General features: G+C 68.3%; 19 protein-coding genes. 4 read left to right on the top strand and 15 right to left on the bottom strand.

Going from position 1 to position 18,593, the window contains the following annotated elements; all coding sequences use genetic code 11:
- Positions 1 to 172 precede the first annotated feature (172 nt).
- From TRAD_RS13725 to TRAD_RS13690, 9 genes are all read right to left on the bottom strand, one after another.
- Positions 173 to 1,213 carry a sulfotransferase family protein gene (locus tag TRAD_RS13725; protein WP_013179213.1) on the bottom strand — a complete coding sequence of 347 codons (1,041 nt, stop codon included), beginning with the start codon at positions 1,211 to 1,213 and terminating at the stop codon, positions 173 to 175.
- A gap of 69 nt (positions 1,214 to 1,282) precedes the next feature.
- A complete protein-coding gene (locus tag TRAD_RS13720) occupies positions 1,283 to 2,284 on the bottom strand; it encodes an NAD(P)/FAD-dependent oxidoreductase (protein WP_013179212.1) in 1,002 nt (333 codons plus the stop codon).
- Between the two features lie 423 nt (positions 2,285 to 2,707).
- Positions 2,708 to 3,567 (bottom strand): IS5 family transposase gene (locus TRAD_RS15805; protein WP_148221177.1). Its coding sequence is split into 2 segments (ribosomal slippage): positions 2,708 to 3,213 and positions 3,213 to 3,567, totalling 861 coding nucleotides; the frame shifts between segments, so codons are not numbered across the junction.
- Between the two features lie 4 nt (positions 3,568 to 3,571).
- The gene (locus TRAD_RS13715) at positions 3,572 to 4,519 is read right to left on the bottom strand and encodes an ion channel (RefSeq protein WP_013179211.1); all 948 of its coding nucleotides are present in this window, start codon (positions 4,517 to 4,519) and stop codon (positions 3,572 to 3,574) included.
- Between the two features lie 269 nt (positions 4,520 to 4,788).
- Complete coding sequence (locus TRAD_RS15800) at positions 4,789 to 4,950, bottom strand: YqaE/Pmp3 family membrane protein (protein WP_013179210.1); 162 nt, start codon at positions 4,948 to 4,950, stop codon at positions 4,789 to 4,791.
- A gap of 13 nt (positions 4,951 to 4,963) precedes the next feature.
- Positions 4,964 to 5,866 carry a YrzE family protein gene (locus TRAD_RS13705; RefSeq protein WP_013179209.1) on the bottom strand — a complete coding sequence of 301 codons (903 nt, stop codon included), beginning with the start codon at positions 5,864 to 5,866 and terminating at the stop codon, positions 4,964 to 4,966.
- 76 nt (positions 5,867 to 5,942) lie between these two features.
- Entirely contained in the window at positions 5,943 to 6,350 is a 408-nt protein-coding gene (locus TRAD_RS13700; RefSeq protein WP_013179208.1) for a hypothetical protein, read from the bottom strand.
- A 173-nt stretch (positions 6,351 to 6,523) separates the two neighbouring features.
- Positions 6,524 to 6,862: a DUF3618 domain-containing protein gene (locus TRAD_RS13695; RefSeq protein ID WP_013179207.1), complete on the bottom strand. Its 339-nt coding sequence runs from the start codon at positions 6,860 to 6,862 to the stop codon at positions 6,524 to 6,526.
- Positions 6,859 to 7,461 carry a hypothetical protein gene (locus TRAD_RS13690; protein ID WP_013179206.1) on the bottom strand — a complete coding sequence of 201 codons (603 nt, stop codon included), beginning with the start codon at positions 7,459 to 7,461 and terminating at the stop codon, positions 6,859 to 6,861. The genes TRAD_RS13695 and TRAD_RS13690 overlap by 4 nt, the downstream gene beginning before the upstream one ends.
- A 196-nt stretch (positions 7,462 to 7,657) precedes the next feature.
- Between TRAD_RS13690 and TRAD_RS13685 the strand changes: the two genes are divergently transcribed.
- The 3 genes from TRAD_RS13685 to TRAD_RS13675 are packed head-to-tail and all read left to right on the top strand — an operon-like array spanning position 7,658 to position 9,665.
- Entirely contained in the window at positions 7,658 to 7,873 is a 216-nt protein-coding gene (locus TRAD_RS13685) for a hypothetical protein (protein ID WP_041947318.1), read from the top strand.
- A complete protein-coding gene (locus TRAD_RS13680; RefSeq protein ID WP_013179205.1) occupies positions 7,870 to 8,913 on the top strand; it encodes a hypothetical protein in 1,044 nt (347 codons plus the stop codon). Before TRAD_RS13685 ends, TRAD_RS13680 begins: the two co-directional genes overlap by 4 nt.
- A complete protein-coding gene (locus TRAD_RS13675; protein WP_049773135.1) occupies positions 8,913 to 9,665 on the top strand; it encodes a TrmH family RNA methyltransferase in 753 nt (250 codons plus the stop codon). Before TRAD_RS13680 ends, TRAD_RS13675 begins: the two co-directional genes overlap by 1 nt.
- 90 nt (positions 9,666 to 9,755) lie before the next feature.
- On the opposite strand, the gene TRAD_RS13670 is transcribed toward TRAD_RS13675, so the two are convergent.
- Together TRAD_RS13670 and TRAD_RS13665 are read right to left on the bottom strand one after the other, a co-directional pair.
- Complete coding sequence (locus tag TRAD_RS13670; protein WP_013179203.1) at positions 9,756 to 11,912, bottom strand: 3-hydroxyacyl-CoA dehydrogenase NAD-binding domain-containing protein; 2,157 nt, start codon at positions 11,910 to 11,912, stop codon at positions 9,756 to 9,758.
- Positions 11,912 to 13,228 carry an acetyl-CoA C-acyltransferase gene (locus tag TRAD_RS13665; RefSeq protein WP_013179202.1) on the bottom strand — a complete coding sequence of 439 codons (1,317 nt, stop codon included), beginning with the start codon at positions 13,226 to 13,228 and terminating at the stop codon, positions 11,912 to 11,914. Before TRAD_RS13665 ends, TRAD_RS13670 begins: the two co-directional genes overlap by 1 nt.
- Before the next feature lie 377 nt (positions 13,229 to 13,605).
- Between TRAD_RS13665 and TRAD_RS13660 the strand changes: the two genes are divergently transcribed.
- On the top strand, positions 13,606 to 13,908 hold the full coding sequence (locus tag TRAD_RS13660) for a hypothetical protein (RefSeq protein WP_013179201.1): 303 nt from the start codon (positions 13,606 to 13,608) through the stop codon (positions 13,906 to 13,908).
- Positions 13,909 to 14,044: 136 nt separating this feature from the next.
- On the opposite strand, the gene hisG is transcribed toward TRAD_RS13660, so the two are convergent.
- From hisG to TRAD_RS13640, 4 genes are all read right to left on the bottom strand, one after another.
- Positions 14,045 to 14,662, bottom strand: coding sequence for an ATP phosphoribosyltransferase (gene hisG / locus TRAD_RS13655; protein WP_041948118.1), 618 nt, complete (start codon positions 14,660 to 14,662; stop codon positions 14,045 to 14,047).
- Position 14,663: 1 nt separating this feature from the next.
- Positions 14,664 to 15,830, bottom strand: a complete 1,167-nt coding sequence (locus TRAD_RS13650; RefSeq protein ID WP_013179199.1) for an ATP phosphoribosyltransferase regulatory subunit — start codon at positions 15,828 to 15,830, stop codon at positions 14,664 to 14,666.
- A gap of 211 nt (positions 15,831 to 16,041) precedes the next feature.
- Entirely contained in the window at positions 16,042 to 16,386 is a 345-nt protein-coding gene (locus tag TRAD_RS13645) for a histidine triad nucleotide-binding protein (protein WP_013179198.1), read from the bottom strand.
- A 180-nt stretch (positions 16,387 to 16,566) separates the two neighbouring features.
- Positions 16,567 to 18,276, bottom strand: coding sequence for a Stk1 family PASTA domain-containing Ser/Thr kinase (locus TRAD_RS13640; RefSeq protein ID WP_013179197.1), 1,710 nt, complete (start codon positions 18,274 to 18,276; stop codon positions 16,567 to 16,569).
- Positions 18,277 to 18,593: the final 317 nt, after the last annotated feature.

The raw sequence follows: 18,593 nt of genomic DNA, 5'->3' as shown, positions 1-18,593 counted from the left end.
TCAAGCGCAGGGGTGCAAACCTGCGACTCATAGCGCGGCCGAGGAGCCCTCGGCCAAACAGTCGAGTATACCAAGCCCTTATAGAAGGGCCGTAACGTGGCGACGCGACTTGCGCTTAAAAAACGGCGCGCGCGGCACCAGGGCCGCGCGCACGGTGCCGGGCTGAGGCGCGCTAGGTGAGCCAGTGCGAGAGGTCGCGGCCGATGAGGTCTTGCAGCTCGAGGACGTCGCTGCGGTAGCGCTCGACGAGCTGCGCGCGCACGGCGGGGTCGAGGGGGGGTTTTTTCAGGTTGGCCGCCTCGATCTGCGCGATGAGGTTGAGTTTGAAGCGGCTGCGCACCGCAGCGGGCAGTGGCAGGAGCCGTTTACCGACCGTTTTGATAGGGTGGTTCCCTTTAAGAAAACGGTGCACGCGGTGCAGCAGCCTGTTTTTGGGCACGCCGGAGCGGTTGTACTGCTTCGTGGTGTCCGGGACGAAGCCGGGATCGACGCCGATGACGCGGTAGAGCTCCTGAACGAGCGCTAGGGGATCGCGCTGAAGGTCCTCGTAGAGGTAGACGTGGATCTGCGAGGGGTCAAAGACGGCGTAGTAGCGCGACAGCTGCTCGAAGTAGAACCCGGCGCGCGTGTAGTGCCACATGGGCATGTAGTCTTGGGCGATGCGCTCCTCCTCGAGCTGCAGCGCCGCCCCAAAATCGGTGAGGGTCTCGTTGCCCTCCCGAAGTTGGTGCAAAAAGGCCGAGTAAGCCCGCTCGATGGGGTTGCGCAAAATGGCGATGAGCTGCACCTCGGGGAGCGCTGCTCGGATGCGCTCGGCGGTGCCCGGGTAGTAGAGGTACATCGCCGAGGCTTCGCCCCTGGCCTGTGAGGGGGTCGCCGCCGTGAAGAGCGCTTCGTACGCTGAGCGGTCGGTGACCATGTACTTGGCTTTTTGGCGGTAGCCGGGGGCAGCCTCGAGGGACGCCCGGGGGGAGGGGTCGAAGGCGAAGAAGTGCGGCTCTTTAATGTCAGCGAGATAGATCTCGGGGTGCTGCTTGAGATAGATGTATAAGGAGCTTGTCCCCGACTTCATCGCGCCGATCACCAAAAAAGTCGGTAGCAGCCGGGAGCTTCCGTGGAGTTGCGGGGGGGGAGGGGCTTTCCGGAGGGTTTGCCTCGTCCCCTGAGCGGGAGCTATGTCGGCTTCAGAGGGCGAGCCGGCGAGATGGTTCATGGTTGTTATCCTAACAGGCCCCTACCTCACCGGAGGTACGAAGGTCATATGGCCGCCCGTGCGGGGGCGTCAACGCGAGCCGAGAAACCGTTCGGCAGCCGCGAGGCCCGACAGGTAAGCCGCCTCGAGCCGGTCGCCACCGCACCAGTCGCCGCAGAAGAGAAGCCCGTTGCCCCCGTCGAGGTAGGGCTGCGGGTGAGGCGTCACGACCCGCGCGTAACGCCAGCGGTGAACCTGGGTCCAGGCGGGCTGGGTAAGTGCTGCGCCGAGAGGAGCAGCTGCTCGCAGCATCAGCGGTGCAGCGGCGTCGGGCGTCTCCAGATACTGGGTGGAAAACGCGGGGGTAGCGTGCAAGACGAGGATGGTTCCGGGTGCCCGGGGGCGCTTGCTGCTGTCGTGTGCGATCCACGCCAAGGGGCCACCGTCCTCGACGTGGACGCCGCGCCACGCAGGTGGCGGGTGATCGGGGTATCCGGCGATCACGGCTAGGCAAGGGGCGAAACGGACGGCGGCCAGGGCGCGCTCGGCGTCCGGCGGGAGGGAGGGGCCGCAGACCTCGCGGGCCTGAGGAGCGGGCAGGTTGAGGAGCACGCGCGGGCTGAGGTGATGGCTGCCGTCCTCGAAAGTCAGCCGCCAGCCACCCCCGTCAGCGGGCGTCAGCTGCCTCACGCGCGCGCCACGGCGGACCGAGAGCTCCGCCGCGAGCTGTTTGCCGAGGGTGCTCAGGCCACTCGCGAAGGCGTAGCGGGGGTGCCCCGCTTCGGGTGGTATGAGGCTGCGGCCCTTGAGCGTGTGAAACCCCGCGCTCCAAACCCGAAGATCCCCCTCGGCCAGCCACGCCTCGACCTGCTCCCGAAAGCGTGCGTCTCGAGCCGTAAAGTACTGAGCGCCGTGATCGACTGGCGTCTCGCTAGCGCCCATCCGAACGCGCCTCGTCGCCGCCCGACCACCGACCCCGCGGCTCTTTTCAAAAACCTGTACCGTCAACCCTGCGCGCTTTAGCGCGCGGGCGGCGACGAGGCCACCGACGCCGGCGCCGACCACGGTGACATCGACGTTGGTAGCCGACACGCTCACCCCCTTATCTTCTCGGAAGCGGCGGCTGGCATGTGTGGGGTTTCTTTCCTTTAAGCGCCCACTCCGAAGCCTCGAGAAGGCGTAGCACAAAGGACGGCCGTTCGCGTGCGTGGTCCCTGTCCCGCCTCCTCGGCTAAGCGGACCCTCACGGGGCCGCAAAGCGCCCGAAGTCTCGCTAAATAGGTGGCCCGTCCATGGGCTCTAGTCCTATGACAGCAACCGGGCCGACGAACGCCGCACCGAAAGCCTAGGCGTAAGGGCGCTGCACCTCGCCGCGCCGAAACTTCTCGCGCGGGCTCGGGAGCTCATCCGCGCGGTAGACGTCCTCCCAGCTCCACCCGTCCTTTTCGACGAGTGCGAGCAGCAGACGGCGGTGCTCGTCGCGTTCTCGGGCCGCGCTAGGGTCTGTCTGACTGATTAGAGCCAGAGGATAATGGAGGCGACAAGCACGCCCGCGAGGTAGTTCCGACCCCGCTTGTCATAGCGGGTTGCTACAGCACGAAAGTCTTTAAGTCGGTTGATGCAGCGCTCAATGACGTTGCGCCCCTTGTACGCCTTGGTATCAAAAGCAGGTGGACGCCCACCTTTGGAGCCCTTGGCGAGCCGGTGCTTTTTGGCGTCTTCTCGCTCAGGGCTGATACAGCGAATGTTCCGTCGCCTCAACCCTTGGCGCTGCTTCTTAAAGCTGTAAGCCCGGTCCAAGCGGAGCTGTGAGGGGCGCTTTCGGGGTCGCCCTCTACCTAAACGTGGTACGTGTATCTCGTCGAGCACCCGCTCCAACCAAGCGGCATCGTTGCGTTGCCCGGCGGTCACGACAAGGGACAGGGGGCGAACCTTCCCATCAGCACAGACATGAACTTTGCTGGTATGCCCGCCACGCGAGTGGCCTAACCACTCATCTGTCAAGCCCCCCTTTTTTCGCCCTCGGCGGGCCGCTTTCTCGCACCTGCAGCGCTCCGGTGGGCTTTGATGTGACTGCTGTCCAAGGCCGCTCCGTCCCAGTCAATATCGCCTGTGGCGTCGGCATGCGCTTGAAGGGCTTGTAGGATGCGCTGCCAGTCACCGCTACGTTCCCACCTCGTGAACCGGTCCCAGCAGGTTTGCCAGGCTCCGTAGCGCTCAGGAACATCTCGCCAAGGTGCTCCAGTCTTGAGCCGCCACAAAATGCCGTTGATAACTCGGCGATGGTCAACGTAGGCGTGGCCGCGTTGGGGATTCGCAGGTAAATGCGCTTTTAACGCTCGCCACTGTTTCTCGCTTAAGTCCGTCCGTGCCATGCCTTTACCCTAAAACATCAGTCAGCCCTTCTGTCAGACAGACCCTAGCCGCGCTTTGGGTAGGGGCGTCGTGCGTGGGGAGACCGCGTTGACGCAACGCGTCGAGCGAGCGCAAGGGGGGCGCCTCATCGGCGGCCTCGAGGTGCGCCGCTTTGAGGGTCAGCAAAAAGGCGCCGATGGCGCGCTCGAGGGGGGCGAGCTCGGCCTCCTTGAAGCCGCCGTGCCCGGCGACGCCAGCGCGCAGGTAGCTGAGCGCCTCGTCGAGCACGGCGACCTGGATGGGGAGGGCGTTGTAGCGGCGTCCGCTGTGGAGGTAGTGAAGGACGGGGTACGCCAGATGTTGCTGCGAGATGGCGCTAAGCTGCGCGGCCAAGGTGCTGACGTGGGCGCCTAACGCCCTGCAGCTCTCGCCGTCGTAAGCCCGCGCGAGCAGGTCGAACGGGGTATCGCCGAGGCTCGAGATGTAGACCGCCGTGGCGCGCATCCCGACCGCCGCTTGCACCACGGAGAACAGAAAGGTGATCGACAGGGTAAAGAGGAAAAAACCGCTCATCGAGGCGAGGACGGCGAGCTGTTGCCAGAGGGGACCGGCGGGACGGAAGTCGCCGTTGCCGAGGGTGATCAGCGCGTATCCCGTAAAGTAGATGACTGCCCAGGGATCGGCCGGTTCTCCCCCTTGCGTCGTGAGCACCGACGGGCGGCCCTCCAGAAAGACCAGCGACCACCCTATCCAGAGCAGCAGCGCCCAGACGGCAACCGTAGCGAGCAGCAGACCGACGCCGGCGAGCGCGAGCGGGTGCTGCGTGTTGGCGCGCCAGTGCAACCAGAGAGCGGCGTGCCAGAGGCGCGCGGTCAGGCGTCCTGAGAGGGCGCCGTTGCGCGGCACCAGGGTCGTCGACACCACGTCGTGCAGGGTAAAGAGAATGAGGAGAGCCCCGACCAGCGCGAGCATACCCTATTTAACGCCCGTCATCCCGCGCCGGTCTAGCGCGACGTCCTCCGCCGCGCAACGGCGATAGCGGTTTGCGTCCATCCGGGGCGCGAACCTGTGCTCAGCTGCTCCGGAAGGTGCGTGCCAACCCCGACCAGGGTGGCATGTCCAACCAGAGGCGACGCTTTTGGGGCGCCCAAGCGCGTGGCGTCGGCGGGGACAAAACAAAAGGAGGAGCATCGCTCCTCCTTCTGGGGTGACCTTCGGCGGACGTGCGTGACAGCTCCCTTTCACCGCCGCGCGATGACCCAGACCGCGTGCACGATACCCGGGACGACGCCGAACAGCGTCAGGAGCAGGTTCAGCCAGAAGTGCTTGCCGAAACCGACGTGCAAAAACACCCCGAGCGGCGGTACCAAGACGGCGACGACGAGCTTGAGCAGGTCACCCATCCGCGCAGCTCACTTAGGCCGCGTGGGCGTCCGCAACATCTTTGGGCGAACCGGCGACCGCACCGAGCACGGCGACGACCGCGCCGAGCAGCAGACCCACGAAGGCCCAGATGAGCGTGGTGCCGGCAACGTCGGTGACCTCTTCAGCGGTCTGCGCGACTTGCTGCTGCAGCTGTCCGATCTGCTGCTCAAACGCCTGCACCTGCTGCTGGATCTCCTCTTCGGTGAGGTCGGAGTTGTTCGCTAAGAAGGTGGTGTACTCGTCGAGCGCTTCGGGCGACACGGGGCTCTCGCCGGCCTGCACGCGCTGCGTAATGCGCTGCACGAGCTCCTGGCCGGTCTGCTGCGGGTTTTGCACCCCGGCGTCGGCCAGCAGTTGGTTGACCTGCTGCTGGATGAAGTTCGCGTCGACGCCCTGCTCTTGCGCGGCGTCGGTCGCGGCGGGCGCCACGGCGGCCGCCCCTTGAGCGATCCCCGCGACGGTGCCACCAAGGAGGTTGGCGGCGCCGCCGATAAGGCCACCGATCGCCGTCGTCAGAAAGTAGAGCGTAAAGAGCGTCAGCACGCCCCAGGTCAGCAGCCCGTGCAGGACGCCGTCACCGCGGCGCGGCGAGCCCGCCAAACGGCCCGCGACGTAACCGCCCAAAAAGAGCGCGAGCAGGTTGGTGATGATGACGGCGACGATGCTGCCGGTGCCGAGTCCGGCGGTGGGGTCGGCGCTCGTGGCGGGGTTAAAGCTCTGCAGCCCGATCCCCGTAAAAAGCAGGGTGAGCAGCAGGGTCACCATGAGGGCGATGAGCGCCCCTGCGAAGACCGCGCCCCACGAGGTGCGGCGGACGGGGGTGCCGTCGTAACGGGGACCCGCGTAGTTGTTGGGGCGGTCGTTGCTGACGATAACTCGGTCGGTTCGTGCCATGCGTATTCTCCTCAATCGTCCATGTGCTGCGCGTTAGCGTCGCCCTGGCTGTGCGTCTAGGGCCGCGCAGCGGAGCCTAGTTGGTGTTGCGTTGCGTACCTTGCTGGTCGAGCTCCCGCTCAGCCGTTTCGGCGGCCTGCTGAGCGGTCTTCTGAGCGGCTTCGGCGGCCTGCTCGGCGGTTTTGTGCGCGGCTTCTTTGGCGCCCTCGACGAGCCCGGAGATCTCCTTTGAGGCCGTCTCCTTGACGCTTTCGAACGTCGCCCCGGCGACCTCTTTGACGCGTTCGACGAACTGATCGCTGCGCTGGCCGATAAGGGCGTCTTCGCGGCGCGTCCGCGGCAGGATAAAGGCGATCAGAGCCCCCAAAAGCACCGCGACGACGCCGACGATCAGGGGTTGCTCGTCCAAAAGGCGTTCGAAGCTGCGGCGTTTGCGCGCGCCCTGACGCTGTGCACCTTCAAAGTACTCACGACTGTCTCTCACGTTGACTCCCTCCGTTGCCAAGATGGTTTACGAGTTTTCTGTAGCACCCGCTACGACATTGTGACCCCCTTTACTACACCCGTGTTGGAGCAGCGCTACGTTGCGCTCCGTCAACCAGCGAGCGTGGGCGGGTCACGGTTCGGTGGCTCGAGCGGCGCTGCAAAAACGGTGAGCTAACGTCTGGGGCGGCTCGAGCGCATCAAGAGCCACGCCAGGCCGAAGCCGAGCAGCGTCGCTTCGGCCGGATGGCGCCTCAGCCGGTCGGCTAGCTGGGCGCCGAGGCGTTGCCCGCGTTCGACGAGGCTCTCGCGCAGCGCCCCGAGCGCCTCGCTCGAGGCGTCTTGAGCCTCCCCCAAGAGGCCGCTGGCGTCACGGCTCAACCCGGCGGGGGAGAGGCGGTAGCCGATGGCGTCGAGCTCATCGCTGATGCGCGCGCGGGTGCGGGCGATGTCGGCCTCAAGCTCGGCGATGCTCGCGCGTTCGTAAGAGCGGTCCTGGGCTGAGCGGCTCATCGTTGCGCCTCCCTGGAGGGCGCGTCGGGAGCGTCGCCCACGGGGTCGCCGCCACGGATGACGACGCGAGAACCCACCGCCTCCCCGGGCTGCGGGGTCACGCCGGGCGAGCGCATAAAACGCGCTGCGGCGACGCCCGCGAGGAAGAGGCTGCCGACGAAGAGCGAGCGGCGTTCGCGAGCGAACCTCTGGAGGTCGTGCAGGAGCTCCTCACCATTGCACCCCTGTAGGTAGCGCTCGACCGCTTCGGCCTCCTCGGCGATCCGGTCACCGAACGTCGCGAGGCTCGGCAAGCTGTCGGCGCGCAGCTGCGCGCTCCCGCGCCGCAGCGCCCTGGCTAGCCCGCCGACCCGTTCGGCGAGGCGGCCCCTGCCCCGCTCGAGGGCGTGAGCGCCGCGCCCCTGCAAGGTTTTGGCCGCACCCCTCACCTCCCTCGCCGCCTGCTCCGCTACCCCCTGGCCCCGTTTGCGGGCTTCGACCAAAAGGTCCTGAACGGCGTCCTTAGCTGCGAGGTGCTGAGGCGGGGTACCGAGCACGTCACGCGCAGCTTCGGCGCGGTCGCCTGAAACGTGGTCGGTTGAGGTTTCGTCGTGGTCCATCAGGCCCCCCTTCTGCGAAGCTGCTTTGGGTGTCGGGTTTTGTAAAAAGTCACTTCGCGTACTTTTTACCTCCTCCAATTATTGAGGAGGGCGTGAGAGACACCGTAGTAAGGCACACGGTAGGGGCTGAGGGCGACGGCGCGCGGGGGGCGGTGCGGCGACATCGAAGGCGCTCGGAAATCGCTACCATAAAGCCATGGCGAGAAGCACACGCGCTAAACGCGCCCGCCGCGCCGCCAAGCGAGCGGCCCGCGCCGACAAGCGCCCCGAGCCGAGCGTCGGGGAGAGGCTACTCATGCGTATTCGGCTCGAGGCCGAGCACAGGCACCGAGCTGCAGCGCAGCGCGCGGCGAGAGCGCGGCGCACCGAGGCGCGCCGCGACGCGCTCGCAAAAGCGCGGGGTGAGGTGTGAAGCTCGCGCTGCTCCCGCTTCTAGGCCCGTGGCACCTGCTCTACCCGCGCTACAACGCCGTGAGCGTCCTCGAGCTCGTGCGCGCCTTTGCGCCCGAAGCGCTCGCCCTGACCCCGCTCGTACCGGGGGCGCTGCGCGACCCGCGCTGGCAAGCGACCCCCGAGGTCGCCCTGCCGCTCAGCGTCGTGCCGTGGGCGCAGCGGCGCGCGCTGCCGCTCTACGAGGTGTTCGAGCCCTCCCCCGACGAGGCAGCGGAGAGCGACTTTCGGCGCTACTTGGAGGCGTACGAGACGACCCGCGCCACCTTGCGCGAGGTCGACGCGCCCCTCTCGGCGCTCGGCGAGCTGCTGCGCGCGCCGCTGACCCTGACGCGCGTGCGGCTCGAGCTGCTGCCGCTACTCGAGAGCTACCAGCGGGGGCGCGAAGCCGCGTTTGAAGATGGCCCGGGTACCGACTGGCTGCGTGCGCGCACGGCGGTGATGGCCGAGCGCGTGGCCGCGCTGCCGCACACCCGCGTGGCGGTGCTCGCGAGCGCCGAGCACCTGCCCTTCTTGCGCGAGGCGCTCGCGGCGCGCTTGGGTGACCCCGCGGTCTGGGAGGAGCTGCCCGAGCTGCCCGCCGAGCCGAGCGACGCGGTGCGCGAGCGCGCCCTGCTCGACGTCGCCTTTCGGGGCGAGGTCGAGGACCCGGGCGCCTTGATCGCGCAGCTGCGCACCCTGGAGCACCCCGAGGCGCGCTTTCACGAGGCGAACCTGCTGCTCGCCAACGGGCACATGGTCGAGGCGCTAGCGGCGCTCCGCGCGGGGGTGCAGGGCGACTTTAGCGCACCCTACTACCTGCCGGGGTATCTGCTCGCGCGCCTCGGACAGGTCTGTGACCTCGTGGGGGAGCGCGACGAGGCGCGGCGCGCCTACCGCGGGGTGTTGGCGCTCTCGTGGGCGCCCGACGAGGCGGTCGCGGCGGCGCGCGCCGGGCTCGAGGCGCCCTTCGAGGGGCTCGTCGAACCGGCGGGCTCACCGGCGGCCGAAGGGTGGCGCTAGTGCGCGCACCCGCGCCGCCCAGAGCGGGGCCGCTGCAGCTGCAGGGATACAAGACGGCGCTGCCCTACGCGTACAGCTTCGGGGAGTTTCCGACGCTCGAGCTGCTCACGCACCGCCCCGAGCACGCCCTGCGCGTCGTCGCCCACACCAAGGGGCTCGGGCGCCGCGGCGTGGCAGCGGTCCGCGCGCGCTGCGAGGCGCGCGGTCTCCCCTTTGAGGTCAACGACCGCGCCGTCGAGCGGCTGTCGCACAAGGGCAACGTCTACCTCTTCGGGGTGTTCGCCAAGTACGCGGCGCCGCTCGCGCGCGAGCGCAACCACCTGCTGCTGGTGAACCCCAGCGACAACGGCAACGTGGGGACGATCGTACGCACGATGCTCGGCTTCGGGGTGCGCGACCTCGCGCTGATCGCGCCCGCCGTGGACCTCTTCAACCCGCACGTGGTGCGCGCCTCCATGGGGGCTACTTTTGCAGTGAATTTCGCGTACTTCGCCTCCCTAGAGGTGTACCGCGCGGCCCACGCGCACCGGCTCTACCCCTTTATGCTGGGCGGTGCAAAAAGGCTCGGCGAGGTGCGCTTCGAGGCACCCTACACGCTCGTCTTCGGCCCCGAAGGGGCGGGGTTGCCGGAGGCGTACCGCGCATTCGAGAGCGTGCAGATCCCGCAGAGCCCGCTCGTCGAGTCCCTGAACCTGGCCGTGGCGGTGGGTGTCGCGCTCTACGAAGCGGCGCGGGAAACCTCTGAGGGGTGATCCCGCGCCGCGTTGACAGGTGGGAGGCTTGTGGCGTGTGGCCTGTGGGCTCCTACAAGCCACGTACCACGCGCCACTGGCCCCTCGCGACTACCCCTCCGACGCCGCGTCGGCGTAGAACGGCCGGTCGGCCGCCGCGTGCTCGCGCAGCAGCTCGGCGGGTTTAAAGCGCGGGCCGTGGTCGCGCTCGAGCTTTTCAAGCCGCTCTAAAACGGTGCGCGGCCCCAAACGGTCGGCGTACCAGAACGGCCCCCCCAGAAAGGGCGGGAAGCCGAGGCCGAACACGGCGCCGAGGTCGCCGTCGCGCGGCGAGCTGAGAACGCCCTCCTCGAGGCAGCGAAACGCCTCGTTCATCATGATTAGCGGCAGGCGCTCCTGGATGCGTTCCCTTGCGACCTCCTTGCGCGGGGCGCTAAAGAAGCGGTAGACCTCCTCGTTGACCGCCTTTTCCCCCTTTTTGCCGCTGCTGTAGTCGTAAAAGCCCTTGCGGTTTTTGCGCCCCAAAAAGCCCGCGTTCATGAGCGCCTCGCCCCCCTCGGCGAGCGCGATCCCGCGTTCGGCGAAGGGCGCTTTCAGAACCCCGTTGATCTTCGCCCCGACGTCGATCCCGACCTCGTCGAGCAGGGTGATCGGCCCGACCGGGAAGCCGAAGTCTTTGATCGCGCGGTCGATGTCCTGGACGCGCGCCCCCTCGTCGAGCAGCACGAGCGCCTCGTTCATGTAGAGCGCCAGGATGCGGGTGGTGTAGAAGCCGGGGGCGTCGCCGACCACGATGGGCGTCTTGCCCTGCTCGAGGCCCACCTGCAGCGCCGTCCCGAGCACCCAGTCGGGGGTGGCGTCCGTCTTGATGATTTCAAGTAGCGGCAGCTTCGGCACCGGCGAGAAGTAGTGCATCCCGATGACCTGCTCGGGGCGCCTAGAGGCCGCGGCGATCTCGCGGATGGGGATCGACGAGGTGTTGGTGGCGAAGATGAGCTCCTCCTGGGCGACCGCCTCGACCTCTTTGAGGACGCTGCGTTTGAGCTCGACGTCCTCGAGCACGGCTTCGATGACCAGGTCGGCGCGCTTAAAGGCGGCGTAGTCCTCGACGGCGGTGATGCGCGCGTCGATCACGTCGCGTTCAAAGGCGCTGCGGCCCTTGCCGACGCGTTTGTCGAGCTCCTTCCAGACGCTCCCCTTGCCTTTGACGGCGACCGAGAGGTTGCGGTCTTTGAGGATCACCTGGTGTCCCGCCTCGGCGCTCACCTGCGCGATCCCCGAACCCATGAGCCCCGCGCCCAGGATGCCGACCGTGCGCACCGCCCTCGCGGCCTCGGCGTAGGGGTTTTTCTCGGCGGCGTTTTTGGCGAAAAAGAGGTGCACGAGCGCCTTGGACTCGGGGGAGAAGACGAGCTCGGCGAAGTTGCGCGCCTCGGCCTCGAGCCCCGCTTGCATCCCCTGCTCCTGCCCGATGCGGATCGTTTCGATGATCTTGACGGGGGCGGGGAGGTTGCCACGCGTCTTTTTCTGCACCCCTTCGAGCGCCTGGCGGTAGATGAGGCGGTTTAAGGGGGTGCGCTCGAGCAGCGCACTGCGCAGCCCCTTAAGCCCCCCCTGGGCGCCACCCCCCGCCTTGCGCGCGGTGACTTCGCCCGCAACGAGGCCGCGAACCGCCGCCTTGGCGGCCGCGACGAGCCCCTGCGGGTGACTGAGGGCGTCTACGAGCCCCATTTTGAGCGCCGGTTTGGCGTACACCGAGCGGCCCGTGAGCGCCATGTCGAGCGCCTGCTCCACCCCGACGAGCCGCGGTAGGCGCTGCGTACCGCCGAGCCCCGGCAGGAGCCCCAGGGTCACTTCGGGGAGCGCGAACTTGGTCTTGGGGTGCTGCGAGGCGACGCGGTAGTGGCAGGCCAAGATGAGTTCAAGCCCGCCCCCGACCGCCGCGCCGTGCACCGCCGCGACGACGGGTTTGTTAAGGGCGTCGAGTCGGTTAAAGAGCGCGTGGCCCTCGTGGATGAGCGCCGTGACCTGCTCGGGGCTCTCGAAGGTGCGAAAGGCTTTGATGTCCGCCCCGACGACGAACGAGTCGCGTTTGCCGCTGCACAGCACGGCGCCGCGCAGCGCCTCGTCGCGCTCGAGTTCGTCTAGGACGGTGGCAAACTCGCGCATCGCCTCCTGCGAGAGGGTGTTGACGCGGCTGTCGGGTTGGTCAAAGACGATCACGGCGACGTCATCGTCGCGGTCGAGTCTAAAAAAGCGCAGCTCCATCACGCTCTCCCTTCAAAACGTTCTACCAGCATCGCGTGGCCGAGCCCCCCGGCGGCGCACGCCGTGACGAGCGCCAGGGTGCCGTCTTCGGCCTCGAGGCGGTGGGCGGCGGTCGTCAGCAGCCGCGTCCCGGTGGCGCCGAACGGGTGGCCGAGCGAGAGCGACCCACCCCAGCGGTTGAGCCTGTCCAGGTCGACGTCGCCGACGCGGCCGCTGCGGCCCAAGCGCTCGCGGCCGAAGGTGTCGGACTCCAGCGCGCGCAGCACCGCCAGCACCTGCCCGGCAAAGGCCTCGTGGATTTCGATGACGTCGACCTCGCGGAGCGTCACCCCCGCTTGCTCGAGCACCTTGGGGGTGGCGTAGGCGGGACCCAAGAGGAGCTCCTCGCCGGGGTCTTGCGCGACGTAGGTGTAGTGTCCGAGGCGCGCTTTGGGGGTGTAGCCGAGCGCGATCGCCGTCTCCTCCTCCATGAGGAGCACCGCCGAGGCGCCGTCGGTCAGCGGCGACGAGTTGCCCGCGGTGACGGTACCGAAGGGTTTGACGAAAACGGGTTTGAGCGCGGCGAGCTTTTCAAGGCTCGAGTCGGCGCGCACGGTGTTGTCGCGGGTGTGCAGGTCGAACGTGGGGGGGGTGGCAGTCGGCAGGATCTCGTCGCGCAAGATGCCGTCGCCGGTGGCTTTAGCGGCGAGCTGGTGCGAGCGCAGGGCGTAGGCGTCTTGCTCCTCGCGCGTGACGCCAAAGCTCGCGGCGAGCTTGTCGGCGCTCTCACCCATGGTTTCGCCCGTCGAGTACTCCGCGACCTTGGGCGCCCGCGGCAGCAAATCTGAGGGCGACATACCGGCGAAAAGCTTGCGGTAGTCCAGCGGCGAAGCGTAGCGCTGCGCTTCAAAGAGGCGTTTACGCACCTCCAAGGGAAACTGCGGCGGCACGTCGGAGAGCATCTCGACGCCCCCCGCAACGGCGATATCGGCCGCCCCCGAGCGGATCGCCTCGGCGGCGCTCGTCACCGCTTGGTTGGCCGAGATGCAGGCCATCGTCACCGTGTGGGCGGGTACGCGGTGCGAAAAGCCGGCCCCGAGGGCGGCGTCGCGCGCCACGTTGCTCGTCGCGACGTTTTGCACCACCGTCCCCATGACGACGTAACCGACCGCTTCCGGGTCGAGGGCGTTGCGGGCCAACAGGCCCTTTAGCGCAAGCCGCGCCAGGTCGTAGGTGGTGAGCCCCAGGTAGGCCGTACCGGAGCGCATGAAGGGGGTGCGCACGCCGTCGACGAGCACGACGCGGCGCTCCCGTGAGGGTTGAGAAACCTTGGTCATGACCCCACTGTACCTGCTTCTTTATGAAAGGGCGGTTGGTGGGGGTGTTCTACGCCCTCGTGGGGAGCTTGAGGGGCGCGCCGCCGCGCCCCCGTAGAGGCTAGGCGATGCACATCACCGTCAACATGGTTATCAGGCGTCACAGTCACACATGCCTGTTTTGGCTATACTGCAGCGCATAAACTCACAGGCTTTTGCCAGGGCTACCCCTTACGCCCGGAGCGCAGCCGTGCTAGAATTGTGGCCGACCCGACATATGGTCGGGCGTCGCCCTTAGTATCGTGGCGGCTGTAGGACGGGCGTTCACCCTTGTGCGCAGGGGGCGCGTTCGTTGAACCGCTCGACATGCGCGAACTTCATCTCACGTAGGGGGAAGCATGAAAAAAGTTGCTCTGCTGTTGGTGATCGGTCTTTTCCTCGCTCTCGGCGCTGCGGCGACCACGCAGCAAGAGACCGGCACGATGACGGGCGGCATGATGGACATGGCCATGATGACCGGTGGTGACGTCATCGCGGCCGTCGAGGCGGGCACCATGACCGGTGGCGACGTGCAGCAGGCGATCGCCATGGGGATCATGACGGGCGGCGACGTGCAGGTGCTGCTCGACCGCGGCCTCATGACCGGCGGCGACCTCGGCATGGACATGATGGACATGGAAGAGGGGAACGACGGCAACTAAGCGCTCGGTTCGGGCGTGGGTCGTGTAGGCGACCTGTCACCAACGCTGTAAAAACGTTGCAGAGCGCGCCGGGCATCCCCGGCGCGCTCTCTATTTTCCCCCCTTTAGCCTAGTCTCGTTCTATCCCCAGGTTACCTCAAGGTTCGCCTGCGCCCCGCAGCGCCGCGATCAGCGGTCGCAGGAGCTCCCCTTTGAGTTTTAGCGCCGCGCGGTTGACGACGAAGCGCGCCGACGAGTAGAGCAAGACGTCGAGCTCTTCTAAGTGGTTGGCGCGCAGCGTGCTGCCGGTTTCGACGATGTCGACCACGGCGTCCGCCAGCCCGGTCAAGCAGGCCAGCTCGACGTTGCCCGCGAGCTTGACCACTTCGGCGCTGAGGCTGCGGCTCTGCACGTAGCGCCGCGCCACGCGCGGGTACTTGCTGGCGATGCGGCGCACCGGCCCCGACGCCCCGCGCGGGCGGATGAGCGACAAACGGCAGCGGGCGAAGCCGAGGTCGACGGGTTCGTAGACGTCTCGGTTGGCCTCTAAAAGCACGTCCTTGCCGACCACCCCCGCGTCGGCGACGCCCAGGTCGACGTAGGTCGGCACGTCGGTGTTGCGCATCTCGATGATCACCGCGTCGCCAGCGTCGTAGCGGAGGGCGCGGCCCGCGGCGGGCAGCTCGAGCTCAAGCCCCGCCGCCCGCAACCGCGCGACGCTCTCTTGCATCACGCGCCCTTTGGGGAGCGCGAGGGTGAGCTTCTGAGCGGTCATCTCAGCCACGCACACCCTCCAAAAGGGCGAGGAGCTCGTCGTAAAGGGGCCTTTCGGGGGTGAGGGGCTCGAGCCCTTCGGGGAGCAGCAAGTAGGCGATACCGCGCGCCTTGGCGTAGCTGCGCAGCTCGCTGACCTCTGCGCTCAGCGCCCGCTCGACCCGGAAGCCCCGCGCCCGCAACCGCCGCGCCCCCTCGTCGTCCAGGCTCAAGACCAACGGGGGCGCCTCGCCGGAGACCTCCGGCAGCGCCGAAAGGAGCCGCTCCAGACCGACCGCGAACCCCGCCGCGAGCGGCAGCAGCGCCCCGTCGTAGCGGCCCCCGCCGAGGAGCGGCTGGCCGAAGTCGAAGGTGTAGGCGCGAAACATCACGCCCGTGTAGTAGGCGAGCCGCCGCGCCATCCCGAGGTCCAAAAGGAGCTCGCTGCGGTTTTCAAACTCCTCTAACACGGCCTCGAGGTGCTCGCACGCCGCCCGCGTCTCCGGCCACGGCGCGAGCCGCCGCGCCGCCCCAAGCACCCGCGCGTCGCCGTAGAGGTCGGGGACGGCGAGGAGCGCCCGCTCGAGGTCGCTCGCGAGCCGCAGCGGTTCCAAAAGGGCTTTGAGGGTTGTGGGGTCCTTGCGGTCGATGGCGTTGGCGACGGGGCCCTGGAGCGCTTCGGGGAGTTCGGCGAGCTCAAAAAGGCGCCGGACGAAGCCGGGGTTGCCGATCTCGACGCGCGGGGTCAAGCCGACCGCGCGCACCGCCTCGCGCGCGAGGTGGATGAGTTCGGCGTCGGCGCGGGGCCCGGAGACGCCGAGGAGCTCGAGCCCCACTTGGGTGAACTCGCGGGTGCGCGCGATGTCGGGGACCACCGTGCGCCAGAGCCCACCGGCGTACTGGAGCCGCAGCGGCCCGGGAAGCCCCTGCGGGTAGTTGTAGCGCACGAGTTTGGCGAGGGCGAAGGTAAAGTCGGCGCGCAGCGCCAAAAGCTCGCCGTCGGGGCCGGTGAGCTTAAACGAGCGCTCGGCGACCGGGTGGGCGGGGTCGAAGCGCTCCAAAACGGGCACGTCGACGCGCTCGTAGCCCCAGCTCGAAAAGAGCGCGCGCAGCGTCCCCACGGCGCGCCCCCGCGCGGCGCTCTCCTGGGCTAGGGCGTAACGGGTGCCTTCGGGGGGGGAGAGCTTCACAACGGCTAGCCTACCGCGCGGCGCGCGGGGCGGCTAGGGGTCATTATAAGCATGTTGGCCTCTAGCGCCTTTATGGCAAGTGGCGTTGGGTTGGATACGTAACCAACAGTGCAGAACGGGTTCGGCACACGCATCCTGAAGATGCTACCTGCCTATCGATGGTCGGCGTTTGAGCAACCCGCTAGTCAACCTCACCGTTAGGACCGCACTGTCACGAGACGGGCAGCGGCTTCTCCCTCCCCGCCAGGATGTGCACGTGCGTGTGAAAGACCTCCTGTCCCGCCCCAGGGCCGACGTTGATCACCAAGCGGTAGTCGGTGAGGCCGTTGTGACGCGCGGTGCGCACCGCCGCCGCCATAAGCCCCCCTACCGCTTCCGGTCCCTCGGCGTCGAGCATCTCGTCCAAGCGGGGGCTGTGCTTTTTGGAGATCACCAAAAAGTGCACGGGCGCCTTGGGAGCGATGTCTTTGAAAGCCAGGTACTCCTCGTCTTCGTAGACGCGCTCGGCGGGGATCTCGCCGTCGATGATCTTTTGAAAGACGCCTTTTTCGCTCATGATGCTCCTCGCTTTGGGTGTAAGCGCCCTAGCGGTTGCCTGCTCCCGCGGGCGGTCTGGGTGTCGCCTTATCTAACCACGACGCCCCCGCGCCTGCAGCGAGCGGCGACGCTGTTTTTGCGAGCGCTCGGGTCACCCTAGGCGCGCTGCGGGAGGGGGCTGCGTGAAACGCCCGTGACCCTACGGGTTGACGGTGATGGGCTCCCCGTAGGGCAGACCGTTTAGCGTCAGCGTAAAGGTGATGGGGCCGGGGGCGGTCGTCAGCCAGATCCCCGTCAGCTCGTCGCCCCCCGAGACGAGCCGGTCACGGAGCACGACGGTGCGCTCGCCCGCGAGCGTCTGCGCGGTGACGAGCGCGCGCTGCGCCGGGATCCCGGGCTCGAGCACCCAGCGGTAGCGCGCGCGCCGCACCTCGCCGCGGTGAACGCGGGCCTGTGGCGTCGGCAGCGGGAGCGGTTGGGGGTGGACGTTGAGGGTAAGCGCGACGCGCTCGGTGAGGGGACTTCCGGGGGGTGGGTCTTGCATCACCACCCCTTCGGGCAGCTCGAGGGTGCTGACCTGAGCGGCGACCTCGGCGCGGGCGCCTAGCGCTCGGGCGCTGCGCTGCGCCTCGGCGAGGGGCAGACCGGTAAAGTCGGGCGTGCCGCCGACGCTAGGCGCCCTGCTCTCAGACGCGCCCGCGACCGTCAGGCGCAACCGGGTGCCGTCGCGGGGGAAGGGGACGCGTGGCGGGAGGCTCTGCGCCAACACCGTATCCGGTGCGCGCCCACTGCCGTGAACCCGTTCGACGAGGGGCGGTGCCAACCCCGCGAGCTGCGCCAGCGTCAGCGCGTCGGCGAGCGGTAACCCCGTCAGGTCGGGCAAAAAGGTCACCTCCCCCTTGGGACCGTCGCTGACGAGCAGCGCGACGCTGCCGCTGAGCGGGGCGGGCGCGCCCACCCCTGGGGCGGGAGCTAGAACGGTCCCCGTGGAGGCGTCGGCGTGAACGCGCGCGACCTCGCCGACGCTGAGCCCGTGCGCGGCGAGCGTCCGTTCGGCTTCGGCGAGCGACTGACCGCGCAGCTCGGGGACCATCTGGGGGGACGGGTGCCCGGGCGGTGCGTATCGGAGGTTGACGGTGCGCCCAGGACGCAGGAGGGTGCCGGCTGCGGGGGTGAGCTCGAGCACGGTGCCCGCAGCGGCCTCCTCGAGGGACGCGTCGCGGGGTGCGACGGGTACGGCGGCAACGGCCAAGCCGAGGGTGTGGAGCACCTCCGCGGCGCGGTTGACCTCCGCGCCGCGCAGCTCGGGGACGGTGACGGTGCCCGTTTGGACGGTTCGGTAAAAGCTCACGAGGAGCAGCCAGCAACCGGCGAGGGCGAGCGTGATGCCGAGCAGCGCGGGGCGCAGCTCCCAGCGGTCGGGACGAGCACGCGCGAGCGCCGCGGGTTTGGGCGTCGCGGCGCGCGCCTCCGCGAGCGGGGCGCTGCGTGGGGGCAGTGTGGCCGATGGCAGCACGAAGGGCAAACCGTAGAGCTGGACCTTGCCTGCAGCGTCCAGACGCACGTCGGCCTCGGTGAGGCTGCCGTGCGGCGGCAGCGCCGCCGTGAGGGCGTCGCGGGTCGCGGGGTCGAGCTCGGCTGCCGTCAGCCGGGCCGTCCCCGGTGGGGCGAACCACGCGACGTAGTAAGCGCCGGGGCGCGCTACGAGGTCGTACACCGCCGCCAGACCCTGGCGTTTAAGCGCCCGCAAGGCGGCGCGGTAGCGCTCGAAGGCGCGTTCGTCGTCGGGGGTGCGCAGGTCGTACCAGACGATCTGCACCGCCGTACCGTCGGGGGCCGTGCCGCCGAAGAGGGTGCTGTGGGGGGTGATCTCGCGTTCGGCGGTGATCTCGTATTTGCCGTCAAGCACCCCAGGCCCCCTCGAGCTGCGTACCGAGCCCCGCTAGGGGGGGGCGAAGGGGGGAGAAGTGGCGTCGTCTGGGCATCGTCAACACACCGCACGCAGGTGCCTGGTCGTTGAAGGCGCGACCCGGGGGCTGCCTGCAGTCATCAGTATGACGCGTTTGGGTGAGCGCCGCGTTGACGCCACGGGGTACCCCACGGTCACCGCACCTTCTACGCTCAAAGCGCAGGTGTGAGGATCCCGAGGCCAGCGTCGGTTCGAGGTCGCCACCGCTGACAACGCGCCAAGCGCGTCCGGTGGGCCAGCGGTCCACGAGCGCAACG

Source organism: Truepera radiovictrix DSM 17093 (assembly GCF_000092425.1).
GTDB lineage: Bacteria > Deinococcota > Deinococci > Deinococcales > Trueperaceae > Truepera > Truepera radiovictrix.
Note: the sequence above shows the minus strand (reverse complement) of the source record. Positions and strands in the feature narration are given on the sequence as shown.